General features: G+C 74.0%; 14 protein-coding genes. All 14 read left to right on the top strand.

All coding sequences use genetic code 11. From position 1 onward, the window contains the following. Positions 1 to 31 precede the first annotated feature (31 nt). The 14 genes from HUT10_RS52270 to HUT10_RS24195 all read left to right on the top strand — a co-directional run bounded on the left by HUT10_RS52270 (position 32) and on the right by HUT10_RS24195 (position 21,928). On the top strand, positions 32 to 3,133 hold the full coding sequence (locus HUT10_RS52270; protein WP_368660776.1) for a type I polyketide synthase: 3,102 nt from the start codon (positions 32 to 34) through the stop codon (positions 3,131 to 3,133). Then, positions 3,061 to 10,221 (top strand): SDR family NAD(P)-dependent oxidoreductase, encoded by a 7,161-nt coding sequence (locus tag HUT10_RS24255; RefSeq protein ID WP_368660775.1) that lies wholly within the window; start codon positions 3,061 to 3,063, stop codon positions 10,219 to 10,221. Before HUT10_RS52270 ends, HUT10_RS24255 begins: the two co-directional genes overlap by 73 nt. A 10-nt stretch (positions 10,222 to 10,231) precedes the next feature. After that, positions 10,232 to 11,014, top strand: coding sequence for an arylamine N-acetyltransferase (locus HUT10_RS24250; RefSeq protein ID WP_176173311.1), 783 nt, complete (start codon positions 10,232 to 10,234; stop codon positions 11,012 to 11,014). Positions 11,015 to 11,034: 20 nt separating this feature from the next. Then, complete coding sequence (locus HUT10_RS24245) at positions 11,035 to 11,223, top strand: hypothetical protein (protein WP_176177982.1); 189 nt, start codon at positions 11,035 to 11,037, stop codon at positions 11,221 to 11,223. Further along, positions 11,220 to 12,275, top strand: coding sequence for a 3-dehydroquinate synthase (locus tag HUT10_RS24240; protein WP_176173310.1), 1,056 nt, complete (start codon positions 11,220 to 11,222; stop codon positions 12,273 to 12,275). The genes HUT10_RS24245 and HUT10_RS24240 overlap by 4 nt, the downstream gene beginning before the upstream one ends. Before the next feature lie 5 nt (positions 12,276 to 12,280). Beyond that, positions 12,281 to 13,603 (top strand): 3-deoxy-7-phosphoheptulonate synthase, encoded by a 1,323-nt coding sequence (locus HUT10_RS24235; protein ID WP_176177981.1) that lies wholly within the window; start codon positions 12,281 to 12,283, stop codon positions 13,601 to 13,603. Between the two features lie 12 nt (positions 13,604 to 13,615). Next, positions 13,616 to 14,407: a shikimate dehydrogenase gene (locus tag HUT10_RS24230; protein ID WP_176173309.1), complete on the top strand. Its 792-nt coding sequence runs from the start codon at positions 13,616 to 13,618 to the stop codon at positions 14,405 to 14,407. 91 nt (positions 14,408 to 14,498) lie between these two features. Further along, entirely contained in the window at positions 14,499 to 15,665 is a 1,167-nt protein-coding gene (gene rifK / locus HUT10_RS24225) for a 3-amino-5-hydroxybenzoate synthase (protein WP_176173308.1), read from the top strand. Further along, positions 15,662 to 16,732 (top strand): Gfo/Idh/MocA family protein, encoded by a 1,071-nt coding sequence (locus HUT10_RS24220; RefSeq protein ID WP_176173307.1) that lies wholly within the window; start codon positions 15,662 to 15,664, stop codon positions 16,730 to 16,732. The genes rifK and HUT10_RS24220 overlap by 4 nt, the downstream gene beginning before the upstream one ends. A 12-nt stretch (positions 16,733 to 16,744) precedes the next feature. Then, a complete protein-coding gene (locus tag HUT10_RS24215) occupies positions 16,745 to 17,443 on the top strand; it encodes an HAD-IA family hydrolase (RefSeq protein WP_176173306.1) in 699 nt (232 codons plus the stop codon). Beyond that, a complete protein-coding gene (rifN, locus tag HUT10_RS24210; protein WP_176177980.1) occupies positions 17,440 to 18,351 on the top strand; it encodes a kanosamine kinase in 912 nt (303 codons plus the stop codon). Before HUT10_RS24215 ends, rifN begins: the two co-directional genes overlap by 4 nt. A 51-nt stretch (positions 18,352 to 18,402) precedes the next feature. Next, on the top strand, positions 18,403 to 19,167 hold the full coding sequence (locus HUT10_RS24205) for a PIG-L deacetylase family protein (protein ID WP_176173305.1): 765 nt from the start codon (positions 18,403 to 18,405) through the stop codon (positions 19,165 to 19,167). Between the two features lie 85 nt (positions 19,168 to 19,252). Further along, positions 19,253 to 20,185, top strand: a complete 933-nt coding sequence (locus HUT10_RS24200) for an alpha/beta hydrolase (RefSeq protein WP_176173304.1) — start codon at positions 19,253 to 19,255, stop codon at positions 20,183 to 20,185. 228 nt (positions 20,186 to 20,413) lie between these two features. Beyond that, positions 20,414 to 21,928 (top strand): MFS transporter, encoded by a 1,515-nt coding sequence (locus tag HUT10_RS24195; RefSeq protein WP_176177979.1) that lies wholly within the window; start codon positions 20,414 to 20,416, stop codon positions 21,926 to 21,928. The last annotated feature ends 15 nt before the right edge of the window (positions 21,929 to 21,943 follow it).

The raw sequence follows: 21,943 nt of genomic DNA, 5'->3' as shown, positions 1-21,943 counted from the left end.
CGCTCCAGCAAACCCTTGTGAGGACACAGGAATGGCCACGGACGAGAAACTCCTCAAGTACCTCAAGCGCGTCACGGCGGAGCTGCACAGCCTGCGCAAGCAGGGCGCCCGGCACGCCGACGAGCCGCTCGCCGTCGTCGGGATGGCCTGCCGGTTCCCCGGGGGCGTGGCCTCGCCCGAAGACCTGTGGCGGCTGGTGGCCGGCGGCGTCGACGCCCTCTCGGACTTCCCCGGCGACCGCGGCTGGGAGCTGGACGGCCTGTTCGACCCGGACCCGGACAACCCGGGGACGTCCTACACCAGCCAGGGCGGCTTCCTGCGCGGCGCGGGGCTGTTCGACGCGGGCCTGTTCGGCATCTCGCCGCGCGAGGCCCTGGTCATGGACCCGCAGCAGCGGGTGCTGCTGGAGACGTCGTGGGAGGCGCTGGAAGACGCCGGGGTCGACCCGCTTTCGCTGAAGGGCAGCGACGTCGGCGTGTTCTCCGGCGTGTTCACCCAGGGCTACGGCGCCGGGGCGATCACGCCGGACCTCGAAGCCTTCGCGGGCATCGGGGCGGCCTCCAGCGTGGCGTCGGGCCGGGTGTCCTACACCTTCGGGCTCGAAGGCCCGGCGGTCACCATCGACACGGCGTGCTCGTCGTCGCTGGTGGCCATCCACCTCGCCGCGCAGGCCCTGCGCGCGGGCGAGTGCTCGATGGCGCTCGCCGGTGGCGCCACGGTGATGCCGACGCCCGGCACCTTCGTCGCGTTCTCCCGCCAGCGGGTGCTGGCCGCCGACGGCCGCTCCAAGGCGTTCTCCTCGACCGCGGACGGCACCGGCTGGGCCGAGGGCGCCGGGGTGCTCGTCCTCGAACGGCTTTCCGTGGCGCAGGAGCGCGGGCACCGCATCCTGGCGGTGATCCGCGGCAGCGCGGTCAACCAGGACGGTGCGTCCAACGGCCTCACCGCCCCGAACGGCCCTTCGCAGCAGCGCGTGATCCGCAAGGCCCTGTCCGGGGCCGGGCTGGTGGCGTCCGATGTGGACGCCGTGGAGGCGCACGGCACGGGCACCGCGCTCGGCGACCCGATCGAAGCGCAGGCGCTGCTGGCGACCTACGGCCAGGGTCGCGAGCGGCCCCTGTACCTCGGCTCGGTCAAGTCGAACTTCGGGCACACGCAGGCGGCCGCCGGGGTCGCGGGCGTGATCAAGATGGTGCAGGCGCTGCGGCACGGCTCCCTGCCGCCGACCCTGCACGTGGCTGAGCCGACGCCGGAGGTCGACTGGTCGGCAGGCTCGGTGGAGCTGCTGACCGAGCCGCGCGCGTGGCCCGCCGTCGACCGGCCGCGCCGGGCCGGTGTCTCCGCGTTCGGGATCAGCGGGACGAACGCGCACCTGATCCTGGAGGAGGCGCCCCCGGCGGAGACCGGCGCCGACGAGCCGGTGGCCGAGGGGCCGGTGCCGCTGGTCGTTTCGGCCGGCAGCCCCGCGTCACTGGCGGCCCAGGCCGGCCGGCTCGCCGACGCACTGGAAACCGGCGTGTCGAGGACTCGCATGGCGAGCGGGTTGCTGTCGAGCCGGGCCCTGCTCGGCGACCGCGCGGTCGTGGTCGCCGGGACCGACGCCGAAGCGGTGGCCGGGCTGCGGGCGGTGGCCCGCGGGGACCGCGCGCCCGGCGTGGTGACCGGATCGGCCCGGCCGGGCAAGGTCGGGTTCGTCTTCCCCGGCCAGGGTTCGCAGCGGCTCGGCATGGGCCGCGAGCTCTACGACCGGTACGCCGTGTTCGCGACGGCGTTCGACGAGGCCTGCGAGCAGCTGGACACCTGCCTGGCCGGTCGCGCCGGCCACCGCGTGCGGGACGTCGTGCTGGGCAAGGTGCCCGCGGAAACCGGGCTGCTGGACCAGACGGTGTTCACCCAGGCCGGGCTGTTCGCGGTGGAGAGCGCGCTGTTCCGCCTCGCGGAGTCCTGGGGTGTCCGGCCGGACGTGGTGATCGGCCACTCGATCGGCGAGATCACCGCCGCGTACTGCGCGGGCGTGTTCTCCCTGCCGGACGCGGCGCGGATCGTCGCCGCGCGGGGCCGGCTGATGCAGGCGCTGCCGCCGGGCGGGGCGATGGCCGCCGTCGCCGCCTCCGAAGCCGAGGTCGCCGGGCTGCTCGGCGAGGGGGTCGAACTCGCCGCCGTCAACGGCCCGGCGGCGGTGGTCCTCTCCGGCGACGAAGACGCGGTCCTCGCGGCCGCCGCCCGGATGCGCGAGCGCGGGCACAAGACCAAGCAGCTCAAGGTGTCGCACGCGTTCCACTCCGCGCGGATGGCGCCGATGCTCGCGGAGTTCGCCGCCGAACTGGCCGGCGTGACCTGGCACGAACCGGAGATCCCGGTCGTCTCCAACGTGACCGGCAGGCTCGCCGGGCCCGGTGAGCTCACCGAGCCGGGCTACTGGGCCGAACACGTGCGGCGGCCGGTGCGGTTCGCCGAGGGCATCGCGGCCTCCGGCGCCACCCGCTTCGTGGAACTCGGGCCGGGAGCGGCGCTGACCGGGCTGGTCGAGGAGACGGCCGACGTCCCCTGCGTGGCCGCGCTGCGGGACGACCGGCCCGAGGAGGCGGCGCTGCTCGCCGCGGTCGCCGAGCTGTTCGTCCGCGGCACCACCGTCGACTGGTCCGCGCTGCTGCCGGCCGCGACCGGGTTCGTCGACCTGCCGAAGTACGCCTTCGACCAGCAGAACTACTGGCTCCACCCGGCCGCGCAGGCCACCGACGCGGCGGCGCTCGGGCAGGTCGCGGCCGACCACCCGCTGCTCGGCGCGGTGGTCCGGCTGCCGCAGTCGGACGGCCTGGTCTGCACCTCCCGGCTGTCGCTCAAGTCGCACCCGTGGCTGGCCGACCACGTCATCGGCGGGGTGGTGCTCGTCGCGGGCACCGGCCTCGTCGAGCTGGCGGTCCGGGCCGGGGACGAGGCCGGCTGCCCGGTGCTCGAGGAGCTCGTCATCGAAGCGCCGCTGGTCGTGCCCGAGAGCGGCGGGGTCCGGGTGCAGGTCGTCGTGGCGCACCGGGGGAGACCGGCTCGCGCACGGTCGAGGTGTACTCCCTGCGCGAAGACGCCGGCGCGGAGGTGTGGACGCGGCACGCCACCGGCTTCCTCGCTTCGATGACGGCGGCGCCGGAACCGTTCGACTTCACCGCCTGGCCGCCGCCCGGCGGCCGTCGGGTCGACGTCGAGGACTTCTACGACGGGCTCGTCGAGCGCGGGTACGCCTACGGGCCCTCCTTCCGCGGCCTGCGGGCGGTGTGGCGGCGCGGTGACGAGATCTTCGCCGAGGTCGTCCTGTCCGAAGACGAACGCGCGGACGCGGCCCGGTTCGGCATCCACCCCGGACTGCTGGACGCGGCCCTGCACGCGGGCATGGCCGGTGCCGTCACGACGGAAGAGCCGGGACGGCCGGTGCTGCCGTTCGCCTGGAACGGCCTGGTGCTGCACGCGGCCGGGGCGTCGGCGCTGCGGGTGCGGCTCGCCCCGAGCGGCCCGGACGCCCTGTCGGTCGAGGCCGCGGACGAGGCAGGCGGTCTTGTCGTCACGGCGGATTCGCTGGTCTCGCGGCCGGTGTCGGCCGAGCAGCTGGACGCGGCGGCCCACCGGGACGCGTTGTTCCGCCTGGAGTGGGCCGAATTGTCCGCTGTGGACGGTGAAGCGCCCGCGGACCACGTCGAGGTGCTCGAAGCGTCCGGCGAAGCGGATCCCCTGGAACTCACCGGCCGGGTGCTGGAAGCCGTGCAGAAGTTCCTCGCCGATGCGGCCGAGGAAGCCCGGTTGGTCGTGGTGACCCGGGGCGCGGTGCCCGCCGGTGACGGCGTCGTGCGCGACCCGGCCGGGGCGGCGGTGTGGGGCCTGCTGCGGGCCGCCCAGGCGGAGAACCCGGACCGGGTCGTCCTGCTGGACACCGACGGCGCCGTCCCGCTGGGCGCGGTGCTGGCCTCCGGTGAGCCGCAGGTCGCCGTCCGGGGCACGACCCTGACGGCTCCCCGGCTCGCGCGCGCCGAGGCCGCGGAGGCCCCGGCCGTGACCGGGGGGACGGTCCTGATCTCCGGCGCCGGTTCGCTGGGCGTGCTCACCGCCCGGCACCTGGTGGCCCGGCACGGCGTCCGGCGGCTGGTGCTCGCGAGCCGCCGGGGGCCCGACGCCGAGGGCATGGCCGAGCTGACCGCGGAACTCACCGCCCAGGGTGCCGAGGTCTCCGTGGTCGCGGCCGATCTGGCCGACCGGGACCAGGTCGCGGCGCTGCTGGCCGAGCACCGGCCGACCGCCGTCGTGCACACCGCGGGTGTCTTGGACGACGGCGTCTTCGAGTCGCTGACGCGCGAGCGGCTGGCCAAGGTGTTCGCGCCCAAGGTCGACGCGGTCCGCCACCTCGACGAGCTCACCCGCGAGTCCGACCTCGCCGCCTTCGTCGTGTTCTCGTCCGCGTCCGGGGTCTTCGGCTCCGCGGGACAGGGCAACTACGCCGCCGCCAACGCCTACCTGGACGCCGTGGTCGCCAACCGCCGGGCCGCGGGCCTGCCGGGGACGGCGCTGGCCTGGGGCCTGTGGGAGCAGACCGACGGCATGACCGCGCACCTCGGCGGCGCCGACCAGGCGCGCGCGAGCCGCGGCGGTGTCCTGGCCATTTCGCCCGCCGAGGGCATGGAGCTGTTCGACGCGGCGCCGCCGGGGCTCGTCGTCCCGGTCAAGCTGGACCTGCGCAGGACGCGGGCCGGCGCGACCGTGCCGCACCTGCTGCGCGGCCTGGTCCGCCCGGGCAGGCAGCAGGCCCGCGCGGCGTCCACAGTGGACCGCGGGCTGGCCGGGCGGCTCGCCGGGCTGGCCCCGGCCGAGCAGGAGGCGCTGCTGCTCGACGTCGTCCGCACGCAGGTCGCCTCGGTGCTCGGGCACGCCGGGCCGGAGGCCGTCCGCGCGGACAGCGCGTTCAAGGACACCGGCTTCGACTCGCTGACGTCGGTGGAACTGCGCAACCGGCTGCGCGAGGCGAGCGGGCTGAAGCTGCCGGCCACGCTGGTCTTCGACTACCCGACGCCGGTCGCGCTGGCCCGCTTCCTGCGCGACGAACTCGGCGACGCGGTGACGGCCACCCCGGCGGCGAAGACGACCGCCGCGGACGCCGGTGAGCCGATCGCCATCGTCGGCATGGCGTGCCGGCTGCCCGGCGGCGTCACCGACCCCGAGGGCCTGTGGCGGCTGGTCCGCGAGGGCCTCGAAGGACTGTCCCCGTTCCCCGAGGACCGGGGCTGGGACCTGGACACGCTGTTCGACGACGACCCCGACAGCTCCGGCACGACCTACACCAGCCAGGGCGGGTTCCTCGAAGGCGCCGGGCTGTTCGACGCCGCCTTCTTCGGGATCTCGCCGCGGGAAGCACTGGCCATGGACCCCCAGCAGCGGCTGCTGCTGGAGGCGTCCTGGGAAGCCCTCGAAGGGGCCGGCGTCGACCCGGGTTCGCTGAAGGGCGCCGACGTCGGCGTGTTCGCCGGCGTGTCCAACCAGGGCTACGGGATGGGCGCGGACCCGGCCGAGCTGGAGGGCTACGCGAGCACGGCGGGCGCTTCGAGCGTCGTGTCGGGCCGGGTGTCCTACGTCTTCGGGTTCGAAGGCCCGGCGGTCACGATCGACACGGCGTGCTCGTCGTCGCTGGTCGCGATGCACCTGGCCGGGCAGGCCCTGCGCCAGGGCGAGTGCTCGCTGGCCCTGGCCGGCGGCGTCACGGTGATGGGCACGCCCGGCACGTTCGTCGAGTTCGCGAAGCAGCGTGGCCTGGCCGGCGACGGCCGCTGCAAGGCCTACGCCGACGGCGCGGACGGCACGGGCTGGGCCGAGGGTGTCGGCGTCGTCGTGCTGGAGCAGCTGTCCGTGGCCCGCGAACGCGGCCACCGCGTCCTGGCCGTGCTGCGCGGCAGCGCGGTCAACTCCGACGGCGCGTCCAACGGCCTGACCGCGCCCAACGGGCCCTCGCAGCAGCGGGTGATCCGCCGGGCGCTCGACGGTGCCGGCCTCGCACCGTCCGATGTGGACATCGTGGAGGGCCACGGCACCGGCACCGCGCTGGGTGACCCGATCGAGGCACAGGCCCTGCTGGCCACCTACGGCCGGGACCGGGACCCGGAGACGCCGCTGTGGCTCGGCTCGGTCAAGTCGAACTTCGGGCACACGCAGTCGGCCGCCGGGGTCGCCGGCGTGATCAAGATGGTGCAGGCCTTGCGGCACGGCGTCATGCCGCCCACGCTGCACGTCGACCGGCCCACCAGCCAGGTCGACTGGTCGGCCGGAGCGGTCTCGCTGCTGACCGAGGCGCGGGAGTGGCCGCGGAACGGCCGTCCGCGCCGGGCCGGGGTGTCCTCGTTCGGGATCAGCGGCACCAACGCCCACCTGATCATCGAAGAAGCCCCGGAGCCGCCGCCGATCGCCGACGAGCCGCGGGAAAGCGGGGTCGTGCCGCTGGTCGTGACGGCCCGCAGCACCGGTGCTCTGGCCGGCCAGGCGCGCCGGCTGGCCGCCTTCCTCGAGGACGAGCCCCTCGCCGACGTCGCCGGTGCCCTGCCGGGCCGCGCCCGGTTCGGCGAGCGCGCGGTCGTGGTGGCGGAGTCGGCCGAGGAGGCGCGCGCCGGGCTGGGCGCGCTGGCCCGCGGTGCGGACGCGCCGGGCCTGGTCAGCGGCCGGGTGCCCGCGTCCGGCCTGCCGGGCAAGCTCGTCTGGGTGTTCCCGGGCCAGGGGACGCAGTGGGCGGGCATGGGCCGCGAGCTGCTGGACGCCTCGCCGGTGTTCGCCGAGCGGATCGCCGAATGCGCGGCCGCCCTCGAACCGTGGGTCGACTGGTCCCTGCTCGACGTGCTGCGCGGCGAAGGACCCGGCCTGCTCTACCGGGTGGACGTCCTCCAGCCCGCGAGCTGGGCGATGATGGTCGGCCTGGCCGCGGTGTGGTCGGCGGCCGGGGTGGTCCCGGACGCGGTGCTCGGCCACTCCCAGGGCGAGATCGCCGCCGCGTGCGTCTCCGGGGCGCTGTCGCTCGAAGACGCGGCGAAGGTGGTCGCGCTGCGCAGCCAGGCCATCGCCGCGAAGCTCTCCGGCCGCGGCGGCATGGCTTCCGTTGCACTGAGCGAAGAAGACGCCGTGACGCGCTTGGCGCCGTGGGCCGGCCGGGTCGAGGTGGCCGCGGTCAACAGCCCCACCTCGGTGGTCGTCGCCGGGGACGCCGAGGCACTCGCCGAAGCCCTCGAAACGCTGTCCGGCCAAGGGGTCCGCGTCCGCCAGGTCGCGGTGGACTACGCCTCGCACACCCGGCACGTCGAAGACATCGAGGAGGCGCTGGCCGAAGCTCTGGCGGGGATCGACGCCCGGGCGCCGCTGGTGCCGTTCCTGTCCACCCTCACCGGCGAGTGGATCACCGGCGCGGGGACCGTGGACGGCGGCTACTGGTACCGGAACCTGCGCGGCCAGGTGCGGTTCGGCGCGGCCGTGGACACCCTGCTCGACCAGGGCCACGGCGTGTTCGTCGAGGTCAGCGCCCACCCGGTGCTGGTCCAGCCGATCACCGAGCGCACCGACGAGGTCGTGACCGGGACCCTGCGCCGCGACGACGGCGGCCTGCGCCGGCTGCTGACGTCGATGGCCGAGCTGTTCGTGCGCGGGGTCGAGGTGGACTGGACTTCGCTGGTGCCGCCCGCCCGGGCCGACCTGCCGACGTACGCCTTCGACCACGAGCACTACTGGCTGCGCGCCACCGATACCGCGTCCGACGCCGTGTCGCTGGGCCTGGCCGGGGCCGACCACCCGCTCCTCGGCGCGGTCGTCGAGCTGCCGCAGTCGGACGGCCTGGTCTTCACCTCGCGGCTGTCCCTGCGCTCGCACCCCTGGCTGGCCGACCACGCGGTCCGGGACGTCGTGATCGTCCCCGGTACCGGGCTGGTCGAGCTGGCCGTGCGGGCCGGCGACGAAGCCGGCTGCTCGCTGCTCGACGAGCTGGTCATCGAGGCACCGCTGGTGGTGCCCCGCCGCGGCGGCGTTCGCGTCCAGGTCGCGCTCGGCGGCCCGGGCGAGGACGGCTCGCGCACGGTCGACATCCACTCCCTGCGCGAGGACGCGGACGGCTGGGTCCGGCACGCGACCGGCGTGCTGGCCCCGGACGACCGCCCGCGGGGGACCGCCGGGTTCGACTTCGCCGCCTGGCCGCCGCCCGACGTGAAGGCGGTGGACATCGCCGGCGCCTACGACGTGCTCGCGGACGTCGGCTACGGCTACGGGCCCACGTTCCAGGCCGTGCGCGCGGTGTGGCGGCGCGGCGAGGAAACCTTCGCCGAGATCGCGCTGCCCGAGGGGACGGACGCCGCTGCGTTCGGCATCCACCCCGCGCTGCTGGACGCGGCCCTGCACTCGACCATGGTCAGCGCCGCGGCGGACACCGAGTCCTACGGCGACGAGGTGCGGCTGCCGTTCGCGTGGAACGGCCTCCGGCTGCACGCGGCAGGCGCCTCGGTGCTGCGGGTGCGCGTGGCCAAGCCCGAGCCGGACAGCCTGTCCCTCGAAGCCGTCGACGAAACCGGTGGCCTGGTCGTGACGCTGGAGTCGCTGGTCGGCCGCCCGGTGACGAACGACCAGCTGACGATGGCGGCGGACACCGGGGCGCTGTTCCGGGTGGACTGGACTCGGCTGTCTACGGTGGACACGACGCTGCCGGAGCCGTCCTGGGTCCCGGCGGCGACCGCCGAGCAGGTGGCGACGCTGGCCGACGACGTGCTGACCGGCGCGGCCGAAGCACCGGCGGTGGCCGTCATGGACGCCGCCGGGGACGACCCGCTGGAGCTCACCGTCCGGGTGCTGGACGTCGTCCAGTGCTGGCTGGCCGGCGGCGGCCTGGAGGGCACGAAGCTGGCGATTGTGACCCGGGGCGCGGTGCCCGCCGGCGACGGCGGGGTGACCGACCCGGCCGGGGCCGCGGTCTGGGGCCTGGTCCGCGCCGCGCAGGCGGAGAACCCGGACCGGATCGTCCTCGTCGACACCGACGGCGAGCTGCCGCTGGGTGCGGTGCTGGCCACCGGCGAGCCGCAGCTCGCGGTGCGGGGCACGGCCCTCCACGTCCCGCGGCTCACCCGCGCGGCGGCGAAGGCCGCGGACGTGGACTTCGGCGAGACGGTGCTGATCACCGGGGGCACCGGGTCGCTCGGCGGCCTCGCCGCCCGGCACCTGGTCGAGCGGCACGGCGTGCGGAAGCTGGTGCTGGCCAGCCGGCGCGGTCTGGACGCCGAAGGGGCGAAGGACCTGGTCACCGACCTCACCGCGCTCGGCGCGGACGTGGCCGTCGCCGCCTGCGACGTCGCCGACCGGGACCAGGTGGCGGCCCTGCTGGCCGAGCACCGGCCGACCGCCGTGGTGCACACGGCCGGGATCGCCGACGCCGGGGTGATCGGGACGGTGACGCCGGACCGGCTGGCCGAGGTGTTCGCCCCCAAGGTCGACGCTGCCCGGCACCTCGACGAGCTGACCCGGGACTCCGATCTCCAGGCGTTCGTCGTCTACTCCTCGGTGTCCGCGGTGTTCATGGGCGCCGGGAGCGGCGGCTACGCGGCGGCCAACGCGTACCTGGACGGGCTGGTGGCCCAGCGGCGCGCGGCCGGCCTGCCGGGCCAGTCGCTGGCGTGGGGCCTGTGGGACCAGACCACCGGCGGCATGGCGGCCGGCACCGACGAAGCCGGCCGGGCCCGGATGACCCGGCGCGGCGGCCTGGTCGCGATGAACCCCGCGGACGGCATGGCCCTCTTCGACGCCGCCGTCGGGTCGGGCGAGGCCCAGCTGGTGCCCGCCCAGCTCGACCTGCGGGGCCTGCGCGCCGAGGCGGCCGGCGGCACCGACGTGCCGCACCTGCTGCGCGGCCTGGTCCGCGCGGGGCGGCAGCAAGCCCGCACCGCGTCCACTGTGGACGAGAACTGGGCCGGACGGCTGGCCGGGCTCGAGCCGGCCGAGCGGGCGGAGGTCCTCCTCGACCTGGTGCGGGCGCAGGTGGCCGCGGTGCTCGGCTACCGCGCCGCCCACCAGGTCGAGGAGGACCAGGGCCTGTTCGAGATCGGCTTCGACTCGCTCACCGCGATCGAGCTCCGCAACCGGCTGCGGGCCCGCACCGAACGGAAGATCGCGCCGAGCGTCGTCTTCGACCACCCGACGCCGGCCCTGCTCGCCGCGCACCTGAACGAGCTGCTCTGAAAGAAGGTTGGTGAACGTGTTCGACGTGGAGACCTATCTCCAGCGGATCGGCTGCGGCGGGGAAACCGGCGTGGACCTCGAAACGCTGGCGAAGCTGCAGAAGCACCACCTGATGGCGATCCCGTACAACAGCCTCGCCTACGAGCTGCGGGACGCGGTGAACGTCGTGGACCTCGACGAGGACGACGTCTTCGTGACCAGCATCGCCGAAGGCCGGGGCGGGGCCTGCTACCACCTGAACCGGCTGTTCCACCGGCTGCTCACCGAACTGGGCTACGACGTCACGCCGCTCGCGGGCAGCACCGCCGAGGGCCGCGAGACCTTCGGCACCGACGTCGAGCACATGTTCAACCTGGTCACCCTGGACGGCGCCGGCTGGCTGGTGGACGTCGGCTACCCCGGCCCGACCTACGTCGAGCCACTGGCGGTGTCGCCCGCGGTGCAGACCCAGTACGGCAGCCAGTTCCGGCTCGTCGAACAGGACGCCGGGTTCGCGCTGCAACGCCGGGGCGCGGTCACCCGCTGGAGCGTGATCCACACGTTCACCACCCAGCCCCGCGAGTGGAGCGACTGGAAGGAACTCGAGGACAACTTCCGCGCGCTGGTGGGGGACACCTCCCGCACCGACACGCAGGAAACCCTGTGCGGCCGCGCGTTCGGCAACGGCCAGGTCTTCCTGCGGCAGCGGCGGTACCTGACGGTCAAGGACGGCCGCGAGCAGGTCCGCACGATCACCGACGACGACGAGCACCGGACGCTGGTGGCCCGCGTGCTGTCCGGAGACCTCGCGTGACCCCGGCGAAAGGCACCACGATGACGGCAAAAGAGGGCCTGCTGGCGAGGTTCGCCGGCCTGTGCCGGTCCGCCTACCGGCAGCACTACCTCCCGTACCTCAACTTCTTCTACGGCGGCGAGTACCTCCACCACGGCAGCGAGCCGGTGTCCCGGATCGCCGACCTGCCCTACCTGACGCTGCCCGAGCCGCGGGAGCCGTCGCCGTGACGACGACGATCCCGGTCCGCCTGGCGGAACGCTCCTACGACGTGCTCGTCGGCCCCGGCGTGCGGACGGCGCTGCCCGGGGTGGTGCGGCGGCTCGGCGCCCGGCGGGCGGTGGTCGTGTCGGCCCGCCCGCCCGCCTGGGTGCCCGGCACCGGCGTGGAGACCTTGCTGCTGCCCGCGCGCGACGGCGAGCACGACAAGCAACTGTCCACGGTGGAGGATCTGTGCGGCGAGTTCGCGCGGTTCGGGCTGACCCGGTCCGACGTCGTCGTCTCCTGCGGCGGCGGCACGACCACCGACGTCGTCGGGCTCGCGGCCGCGCTCTACCACCGGGGGGTCGCCGTGGTCCACCTGCCGACGTCCCTGCTCGCGCAGGTGGACGCCAGCGTCGGCGGGAAGACCGCGGTGAACCTGGCGGCGGGCAAGAACCTCGTCGGCGCGTACTGGCAGCCCAGCGCCGTGCTGTGCGACACCGACTACCTGACCACCCTGCCGCGGCGGGAGCTGCGCAACGGCCTCGGCGAGATCGCCCGCTGCCACTTCATCGGCGCGCCGGACCTGCGTGACCGGACGCTGCCGGAGCAGATCGCCGCCAGCGTCACGCTGAAGGCGGGCATCGTCGCGCAGGACGAGCGGGACACCGGGCGGCGGCACCTGCTCAACTACGGCCACACCCTGGGGCACGCGCTGGAGATCGCCACGGACTTCGCCCTGCGCCACGGCGAGGCGGTGGCCATCGGCACGGTCTTCGCGGGCCGGCTCGCGGGCGCGCTGGGCCGGATCGACCAGTCCGGAGTGGACGAACACCTCGCCGTCGTCCGCCACTACGGCCTGCCCGCCGCGCTGCCTGCCGGCGTCGACCCGGAGGTGCTGGTGCGCCAGATGCACCGGGACAAGAAGGCGATCACCGGGCTCGCCTTCGTGCTGGCCGGGCCCCGGGGCGCGGAGCTGGTGAGCGACGTGCCGGAGCGGGTCGTCACCGGCGTACTGGCCGGGATGCCCCGCGACAGCCTGGAGAACCTGGTGGGCGCGACGGAAGCGGCGGCGTCGTGAAGCGGCTGCCGGCGGAGCCGGACCTCGCCGACGGCGGCCGGGCGGTCGACCGGGTGCTGGCCGGACGGCTGCGCGCGGCGCTGGACCGGCCGGCCGCGCAACAGCCGTGCTGGCCGGACGCCGAGCGGGCGGCCGCGGTGGTCGAGCTGCTGCACAACGCCGAGCCGATCGTGGCACCGGAGGAGACCGAGCGGCTGCGCACGCGGCTCGCGTCGGTGGCCCGCGGCGAGGCGTTCCTGCTGCAGGGCGGGGACTGCGCGGAGACCTTCGCCGGCAACACCGAACCGCACCTGCGGGCCAACCTGGGCGTGCTGGCGCGGATGGGCGAGGTGCTGGCCGAGGCGGCCGGCCTGCCGGTGGTCAAGATCGCCCGGATGGCCGGGCAGTTCGCGAAGCCGCGGTCCAACACCGTCGACGCGCTCGGGCTGCCGGTTTACCGGGGCGACATCGTGAACTCCCCGGAGTGCACGGCCGCCGCCCGTGCTCCCGACCCGCACCGGATGCTGATGGCCTACGCCCATTCCGCCAGCGCGATGGACCTCGTCCGCAAGCTCTGCGCCGAGGGCGTCGACGAACCACTGGCGGCGCAGATGGTGCTGGCCGGGGCCCGCCGAGCGTCCTCGGGCGGGCCGTCGTTTCCGGGAGCCGGCCCGTCCCCGCGGCCGACCGAGATCTACGTCAGCCACGAGATGCTGCTGCTCGACTACGAGCGGGCCGTGCTGTGGGCGGACTCCGCCGGCCCGGAACCGCGGCTGTCCAGCGGGCTGGCCCACTTCCTGTGGATCGGGGAGCGCACCCGTCAGCTCGACGGCGCCCACATCGCCTTCGCCGAACTGCTGTCCAACCCGATCGGCCTGAAGCTGGGGCCGACGTGCACCCCGGAGGAGGTCGTCGAGTACGTCCGGCGCCTCGACCCGCACCGCACGCCCGGCCGGTTGACGCTGGTCAGCCGGATGGGGCACGCCCGGGTCCGTGAGCTCCTCCCGCCGATCGTGGAGAAGGTCGCCGCCTCCGGGCACGAGGTGATCTGGCAGTGCGACCCGATGCACGGCAACACCCACACCTCGGGCAACGGCTACAAGACCCGGCACTTCGGCCACGTCGTCGCCGAGCTCGCCGGGTTCTTCGCGGTGCACCGTCAGCTGGGCACCCACGCGGGCGGGATCCACGTCGAGGTGACCGGCGACGACGTGACGGAGTGCCTCGGCGGCGCCGCGGGCATCGCCGAAGCCGACCTGCCCGACCGCTACCTGACCGCGTGCGACCCGCGGCTCAACGCCGGCCAGTCGGTCGAACTCGCGGAGGCGATCGCGAAGATGCTGGGCTGAGGAGTGACTGTGATGAGCATCAGCGGCACCACCCGCCTGTACGTCGTGCTGGGTGATCCGGTCACCCAGGTCCAGTCGCCGGGCCTGCTGAATCCGCTCTTCGCGAAGCTGGACGTCGACGCGGTGCTCGTCCCCGTGCACGCACCCGCGCCGGACCTCGAACGGATCGTCGCCGGGCTGCAGGCGATCGCCAACCTCGACGGCATCTTCGTCACCGTGCCGCACAAGGTGGCCGCGGCCGGGCTCGCCGACCGGCGCAGCCCGATGGTCGAGATCACCGGCAGCGCCAACGCCCTGCGCCGGGAGCCCGACGGCCGGTGGTACGCCGAAAACTTCGACGGCACCGGGTTCGTGGCCGGGCTCGTCGAGGCCGGGCACGATCCCCAAGCCCGGACGGTGTTCCTGGCCGGCGCCGGCGGCGCCGGCAGTGCCATTGCGGCCGCCCTGCTGGCCGCGGGCGCGGAGCGGCTCGCCGTGTGCGACCCGGACAGCGCGAAGCTCGCCGCGCTCCGGGCCCGCCTGGATGCGCACTGGCCCGGCCGGACGTCGGTGTCGGCCGAACCGGACACCGCGGGCGCCGGGATCGTCGTGAACGCGACGCCGCTCGGGCTGCGGCCCGATGATCCGCTGCCGTTCCGGCCGGACGAGCTGGCTCCGCGCAGCGTGGTCGCCGACATCGTCATGAAACCCCGCGAGACCCGCCTTCTCCGCGAAGCCGCGGCCCTCGGCCACCGCGTCCATTACGGAATTCACATGCTCGAAGGCCAATTGAACGCCTACCGCGCTTTCTTCGGCCTCGGCTGACAAAGCCGCACTACCAAGCCGGGGGATGTAGCCGGGCCGGGGGCCGATCTAGCCTTTTTCCATTCGAACCCCAGCGGAGATTCGGAGAACCATGAACGCGCGAAAGGCACCGGAATTCCCCGCGTGGCCGCAGTACGACGACGCCGAGCGGGACGGCCTGGTCCGCGCGCTCGAACAGGGTCAGTGGTGGCGCATGGGCGGGGACGAGGTGAACTCCTTCGAGCGCGAGTTCGCCGCCCACCACGGCGCCGCGCACGCGCTGGCCGTGACCAACGGGACGCACGCGCTGGAGCTCGCCCTCCAGGTGATGGGCGTCGGCCCGGGCACCGAGGTCATCGTGCCCGCCTTCACGTTCATCTCCTCGTCGCAGGCGGCCCAGCGGCTCGGCGCGGTCACCGTCCCGGTCGACGTCGACGCGGCCACCTACAACATCGACCCGGAAGCCGTCGCGGCCGCGGTCACCCCGCGCACCAGGGCGATCATGCCGGTGCACATGGCCGGGCTGATCGCCGACATGGACGCGCTCGCGAAGATCTCCGCCGACACCGGCATCCCGCTGCTGCAGGACGCCGCCCACGCGCACGGCGCGCGCTGGCAGGGCAAGCGCGTCGGCGAACTGGACAGCATCGCCACCTTCAGCTTCCAGAACGGCAAGCTGATGACGGCGGGCGAGGGCGGCGCGGTCGTCTTCCCCGAAGGCGAAACGGAAAAGTACGAGACGGCGTTCCTCCGGCACAGCTGCGGCCGTCCCCGCGACGACCGCCGGTACTTCCACAAGATCGCCGGCTCCAACATGCGGCTCAACGAGTTCTCCGCGTCCGTGCTGCGGGCCCAGCTGGCCCGCCTCGACGAGCAGATCGCCGTGCGCGACGAGCGCTGGACGCTGCTGTCCCGGCTGCTCGGCGAGATCGACGGCGTCGTGCCGCAGGGCGGCGACGTGCGCGCCGACCGCAACTCCCACTACATGGCCATGTTCCGCGTCCCCGGGCTCACCGAGGAGCAGCGCAACGCCCTGGTCGACCAGCTCGTCGCGGCCGGCCTGCCCGCCTTCGCGGCGTTCCGCGCGATCTACCGCACCGACGCCTTCTGGGAGCTCGGCGCGCCCGACGAGAGCGTCGACGCGATCGCCGAGCGCTGCCCGCACACCGACGCGATCAGCCAGGACTGCGTCTGGCTGCACCACCGGGTCCTGCTGGCCGGCGAGCCGGAGCTGCACGCGACCGCGGAAATCATCGCCGACGCCGTGGCGCGGGCATGAGTGTCCGGGCCGCGGTGGTCGGGCTCGGCTGGGCCGGTCGCGAACTGTGGCTGCCCCTGCTGCGCGAGCACGCGGACTTCGAGGTGGTCGCCGCCGTGGACGCCGACCCGGCGTCGCGGAAGGCGTTCACCAAGGCCACCGGCATCCCCACGCACGCCGCGGTGTCCGCGCTGACCGCGCGGGAGGTCGACCTCGCCGTCGTCGCGGTGCCCAACTACCTGCACACCGAGGTGGCCGGCGCGCTGCTCGCCACCGGGATCTCCGTCTTCCTCGAGAAGCCGGTGTGCCTGACCTCGGCCGAGATCGACGTCCTCGCCGCGGCCGAACGCAGCGGCGGGATGCTGCTGGCCGGCAGCGCCGCCCGCTACCGCGGTGACGTCGGCGCGCTGCGGCAGGTGCTGCCGCAGCTGGGCGACATCCGGCACGTCGCGATGGGCTGGATCCGCGCCAGGGGCGTGCCGCGCGCGGGCGGCTGGTTCACCCAGCGCGAGAAGGCAGGCGGTGGCGCGCTGTACGACCTCGGCTGGCACCTGCTCGACACGCTCGCGTACCTGGTCGGCCCGGCCGCGTTCACCCAGGTCATCGGCGTGACGTCGGACGACTTCGTCAACGCCGGCGCCTGGCGCGCGGCGTGGCGGCAGGACCAGCTCGGCGGCGACCCCGCCGACGTCGAGGACACCGCACGCGGCTTCCTGGTCCGCGAAGACGGCATCTCGGTCTCGCTGCGCGCGAGCTGGGCTTCGCACCAGGCGCGGGACGTCTCGGTGCTCCACGTCGAGGGCAGCGCCGGCACCGCGGACCTGCGGTGCACCTTCGGCTTCAGCCCCAACCGGGAGCCCGAACCCGTGCTTTCGGTGACCCGCGAGGGCACCACCACCCGGCTTCCCGTGCCGCTCGAACGCATCGGCGTCGAGTACACCCGCCAGGTGAGCGACCTCGCCGTGATGCTGGCCGATCCCGGCAGCCGCGGCCGGGCCGTCGCCGAAGCGCGGCCGATCGTCTCGATGATCGAGAACTTCTACGCCTCCGCGGGCTCGGTGCGTGGCGCGGTCCCGGCGTTCCAGTAGAGAGGGTGCTCCATGACATTCCCGATCGTCGATCGGCCGGCAGCCGGGGCCGATCCCTCGGTACCGGTCCGGCACGCGGTCATCTTCGACCTCGACGGGGTCGTCGTCGACAGCTTCGCGGTGATGAGCGAGGCCTTCGCCATCGCCTACGCCGAGGTCGTCGGGGACGGGCCGGCGCCCTTCGAGGAATATCGGCGCCATCTCGGCCGGTATTTTCCCGATATCATGCGCATCATGGACCTGCCGCTGGAGATGGAGGAACCCTTCGTCCGCGAGAGCTACCGCCTCGCCGGTGAGGTCCAGGTCTTCGCCGGGGTCACCGAGCTGCTGCTGACGCTGCGGGCGCGTGGCCTGCGGCTGGCCATCGCCACCGGCAAGAGCGGCCCGCGGGCGCGGTCGCTGCTGGACGACCTCGGTCTGCTCCCGTTCTTCGAGCACGTCATCGGCTCGGACGAGGTCGCCCGGCCCAAGCCGGCGCCGGACATCGTCCGGCACGCGCTGCAGCTGCTGGACGTCCCGCCCGGGCAGGCGATCATGGTCGGCGACGCACCGACCGACCTGGCCAGCGCGCGCGGCGCCGGTGTCGCTTCGGCGGCGGCGCTGTGGGCGCCCCCGGACGACATCGGCGAGCTGCTCGCCGCGGGTCCCGACGTGGTGCTGCGGCAGCCGGCCGACCTGCTCGCGCTCTGCCCGTCGGTGCCCGGCCGCTGACCCGCGTGTACCACCTCGGCATCGACGTCGGCGGCACCAAGGTCGCGTTCCGCGTCGAGAAGGACTCCGTGTGCGTCGAGGAAACCTCGTTCAGCTGGGGGGCCCGGCGCAGCGCGGAGGACGACCTCGCGCAGCTGACCGCGCACGTGGCCGGCCTGCGCGGCCGCCTCGGTGCCCCGCTGGCGGCGGTCGGCGTCGCGATGCCCGGCACGGTCGGCCCGGACGGCCGGGTCGCCACCTGGCCCAGCCGCCCGGAGTGGACCGGCGTCGACCTGAAGACGGCGCTGGGCAAGCTGTTCCCGGAAGCGGCGGTCGCGTGGGCGGACGACGGCGACCTCGGTGCGCTGGCCGAAGCCAGGGCATCGGGCTGCGAGAACCTCCTGTACATCGGGATCGGCACCGGCATCGGCGGCGGCCTGGTCCTCGGCGGCGTGCCGTGCCCGGGGCTCGGCCGCGGCTCGTTCGAAATCGGCCACATCATCGTCGAGATGGGCGGTGTCCGGTGCGTGTGCGGCCGCCGGGGCTGCCTGCAGGCACTGGCCTCGGGCCCGGCGACGCTGCGCCGCGCGTCCTTGCTGCGCGGCCGGGACGTCTCGTTCTTCGCGCTGCAGCGCGGGTTGAGCGCCGGAGAGCCGTGGGCGGCCGACGCGCTGGACGGGACGACCCGGGCGCTGGCGGCGGCGGTGACCGGCGTCCAGGAGCTGGTCCACCCGGACCGCGCGCTGATCGGCGGCGGGTTCGCGGCGGGGATCCCGGAGATCGTGCCGTCGGTGGCGGCCCACCTCGGGGACTTCGTGCGGCAGGGCCAGGTGCCGGTGCCGGTGGAGCCGGCCGCGCTGGGCGGGTTGTCGTCGCTGCGGGGCGCGGTGGCCTTGGCCGGGCTGGTGGCCGCGGGTGCGGTGCTGTGACTGCTCACCTGCGGGATCCCGAAAACGCTTCCCGTGCGTAGGTTCGGCGCCATGGGCACACTCGTTTCCTTTCACGCACACCCCAACGACGACACCACGACCTGCGGCGGCGTCCTGCGCAAGGCCCACGAGGACGGCCACCGCGTCGTGCTCGTGCTCGCCACCCGCGGTGAACTCGGGTACAACCCCGAAGGCCTGCTCGCCGAGGGCGAGACCCTGGGCGACCGCCGGGCGGTCGAAGCGCGGGCGGCCGCCGACGTGCTCGGCGTGGACCGGCTCGAGTTCCTCGGCTACACCGACTCCGGGATGGTCGCCGCCGGCGAAGGCAGCACCTTCCAGACCGCCGACGTCGAAGAAGCCGCGCAGAAGCTCGCCACGATCCTGCGCGAGGAGAACGCCGACGTGCTGACCGTCTACGACGAGGCGGGCACCTACGGCGACCCCGACCACATCCAGGTCCACCGCGTCGGCGTGCGGGCGGCGGAACTCGCGGGCACCGCGAAGGTCTTCCAGACCACGATCAACCGCGAGCAGATCAAGGCGAACCAGCAGGCCCTCGCCCAGCAGGCCGGCGTCGAGCTGCCCGCCGGGCCGGACTTCGGCACCCCGGAGGCCGAGCTGACCTGCCGCGTCGACGTCTCCGCCTACACCGAGTACAAGCGCAAGGCGCTGCTCGCCCACGCCAGCCAGATCACCCCGCAGTCCACGCTGTTCACGGACCTGCCGGAGGACACGTTCCGGACCATGTTCGGCACCGAGTGGTTCATCCGCGCCGGCCAGGGGCCCGGGATCACCGAAACCGACCTCATGGCCTGAACCAGCCATCCCCTTTCCGGGCCGCACCGCACGGGCACCCGCCCGCGCTGTGCGGCCCGAGTCGTCGAATCCCCTTGGAGGCCTTGTGGTCTATGCGTTCGACCCCGAGCTCGCGACCGCCGTCCCGGCCCTGCCGATCACCGACCTGGGCGACCTGGTGACGGCGAGAGCGGCGGTCAGCGAGCTCAGAGACCGGCTGCCCGCGCCGGACCTGGCGGGCTTGCGGATCGACGACGTGCCCGTGCCGGCGGACGGCCACGAGGTGGCGTTGCGCGTCTACCGCCCGGCCGACCCGGTGGCACCGTCCGCGCTGTACTTCGTCCACGGCGGCGGGTTCATGGTCGGCGACCTCGACGTCGCCCAGGTGCCGTGCGTCGAGCTGGTCCGCGCGCTGGGGATCGTGGTCGTCTCGGTGGAGTACCGCCTGGCGCCGGAAACGCCGTACCCCGGCCCGCTGGAGGACGTCTACACGGGCTTGTGCTGGCTCGCCGACCACGCGGACGAGCTGGGCGTGGACCCGGACCGGATCGTCACCTACGGCATCAGCTCGGGCGGCTGCCTCAGCGGCGGCCTGGCCCTGCTGGCCCGCGACCGCGGCGGGCCGAGGGTCGCCTACCAGTTCCTGAACGCCCCGGTCCTGGACGACCGCCTCGCGACGCCGAGCATGCGCGAGTTCGTGGACACGCCGTTGTGGAACCGCCCGCAGGCGGAGATCAGCTGGGACGCCTACCTCGGGCCAGGCCTGCGCGCGACGGACGCGGTCCCGTGTTACGCCGCCCCGGCCCGCGCGACGGACCTGACCGGCCTGCCGCCGGCGTACGTCGCGGTCAAGCAGTTCGACCCCCTGCGCGACGAGGGGATCGCGTACGCGGTGGCGATGCAGGCGGCGGGGGTGAACGTGGAGCTGCACCTGTTCCCGGGAACGTTCCACGGCTCGGCGCGGTTGACGGGCGCCGCGATCAGCCGTCGTGAGCAGGAGGAACAGCTGGCGGTCCTGCGCCACGTCACCGCCCGCTGACCCACCCGACCCTCCCGGTACGCGAGCCGACCCTCCAGACACGCGAGCCGACCCTCCAAGCACGCGTGATGCCCCTCCAATCACGGGTGATGCCCTCTCAGTCACGCGTGATGCCTCCCCGGACACAGCCGCGTCCGGGGAGGCTCTTGCCTTTCCGAACACTTCCCTTATATGGTGTATAAGAACCCGTCGAACGCATTCGCTACCGAGGGAGTCCTCTTGCGCGAAATGCACGCCACGGTGGCGGTGACCGAAACCCGAAATCCACGGCGCTGGCTCATCCTGGCCGTCATCTGCATGGCCCAGCTGGTCGTCCTGCTGGACAACACCATCCTGAACCTGGCCATCCCCAAGCTCACCGAAGAACTCGGCGCCACCACCGTCGACATCCAATGGATGATCAACGCCTATGCGCTCGTTCAATCCGGGTTGCTGCTCACCGCGGGCAGCCTCAGTGACCGGTACGGCCGCAAACGCGCGCTGGTGATCGGTTTGCTGTTGTTCGGCTTCGGCTCGTTGGCCGCCGCGTTCAGCCAGACTTCCGGGCAGCTGATCGCGGCGCGGGCCGGGATGGGCATCGGTGGTGCGCTGCTGCTGACCACCACGCTGGCCGTCGTCATGCAGGTCTTCGACGGCAAGGAACTGCCCAAGGCGATCGGGCTGTGGAGCGCCGTCAGCTCGTTCGGCTACGCCAGCGGCCCGCTGATCGGCGGGGTGCTGCTCGCCCACTTCTGGTGGGGCTCGATCTTCCTGATCAACATCCCGGTGGCGCTGCTCGGCTGCCTCGCCGTGGCGAAACTCGTGCCGGAGTCGAAGAACCCGGAGGGCGAGCGGCCCGACCTGGTCGGCGCGGTGCTCTCCACGATCGGCATGGTCGGTGTCGTCTACGCGATCATCTCCGGCCCTGAACACGGCTGGACCTCCGCCGGCGTGCTGCTCGCGGCCGGGCTGGGGGTGGCCGCGCTCGCCGCCTTCGTGCGGTGGGAGCTGCACGTGCCGCACCCCATGCTGGACATGGGTTTCTTCCGCAACCGCCGGTTCGTCGGCGCGATCTCCGGCGGCCTGCTGGTCGCCTTCGGGATGGGCGGCTCGGTCTTCCTGCTGACGCAGCAGCTTCAACTGGTCCTGGGCTACGGCCCGCTGGAGGCCGGGCTGCGGACGGCGCCGCTGGCCCTCGTGGTCGTCGCGCTGAACGTGGCAGGCATCGGCGCGAAGATCCTCGACAAGCTCGGCACCGCGCTGACCATCACCGTCGGGATGACGCTCAACGCGGGCGGCCTCGCCGCCGTCGCGCTGCTGGGCACGCCCGGGCGCGGCTACGCATGGATGCTGGCCGGCCTGCTGCTCATGGGCGGCGGCATCGCGCTGGCCATGCCGGCCATGGCCAACGCCATCATGACCTCGATCCCGCCGGCCAAGGCGGGGTCGGGGGCCGGCGTCCAGGGCACCGTGAACGAGTTCGGCAGCGGGCTCGGCGTCGCCATCCTCGGCGCCGTGCTCAACTCCCGGTTCGCCGCGTTGCTGCCCGCCGGCCTCGGTGCCGGTGCGGCGGGCTCACTCCACCAGGCGGTGCTCGCCGCGCCGACGCCCGAGCTGCGGACGCAGGTGCACGCGGCCTTCGCCGACGGCCTGCGCGCCAGCGAGCTGATCGGGGCGATCGCCGTCGTGCTCGGCGGCCTGCTCGCGGGCCTGCTGCTGCGCCGGGCCGCCCGCTCGGAGACCGTTCCGGCGGTATCACCCTGAGCCGGCAGGGTGCGT

It is taken from the genome of Amycolatopsis sp. Hca4 (assembly GCF_013364075.1).
Classification (GTDB): Bacteria; Actinomycetota; Actinomycetes; order Mycobacteriales; family Pseudonocardiaceae; genus Amycolatopsis.
Note: the sequence above shows the minus strand (reverse complement) of the source record. Positions and strands in the feature narration are given on the sequence as shown.

Bases quoted from the DNA above. Each gene is read 5' to 3' on its own strand.
- HUT10_RS52270 (WP_368660776.1), top strand. From the start codon at position 32: ATGGCCACGGACGAGAAACTCCTCAAGTACCTCAAGCGCGTCACGGCG.
- HUT10_RS24245 (WP_176177982.1), top strand. From the start codon at position 11,035: ATGACGGCAAAAGAGGGCCTGCTGGCGAGGTTCGCCGGCCTGTGCCGG.
- HUT10_RS24230 (WP_176173309.1), top strand. From the start codon at position 13,616: ATGAGCATCAGCGGCACCACCCGCCTGTACGTCGTGCTGGGTGATCCG.
- rifK (WP_176173308.1), top strand. From the start codon at position 14,499: ATGAACGCGCGAAAGGCACCGGAATTCCCCGCGTGGCCGCAGTACGAC.
- HUT10_RS24220 (WP_176173307.1), top strand. From the start codon at position 15,662: ATGAGTGTCCGGGCCGCGGTGGTCGGGCTCGGCTGGGCCGGTCGCGAA.
- HUT10_RS24215 (WP_176173306.1), top strand. From the start codon at position 16,745: ATGACATTCCCGATCGTCGATCGGCCGGCAGCCGGGGCCGATCCCTCG.
- HUT10_RS24205 (WP_176173305.1), top strand. From the start codon at position 18,403: ATGGGCACACTCGTTTCCTTTCACGCACACCCCAACGACGACACCACG.
- HUT10_RS24195 (WP_176177979.1), top strand. From the start codon at position 20,414: ATGCACGCCACGGTGGCGGTGACCGAAACCCGAAATCCACGGCGCTGG.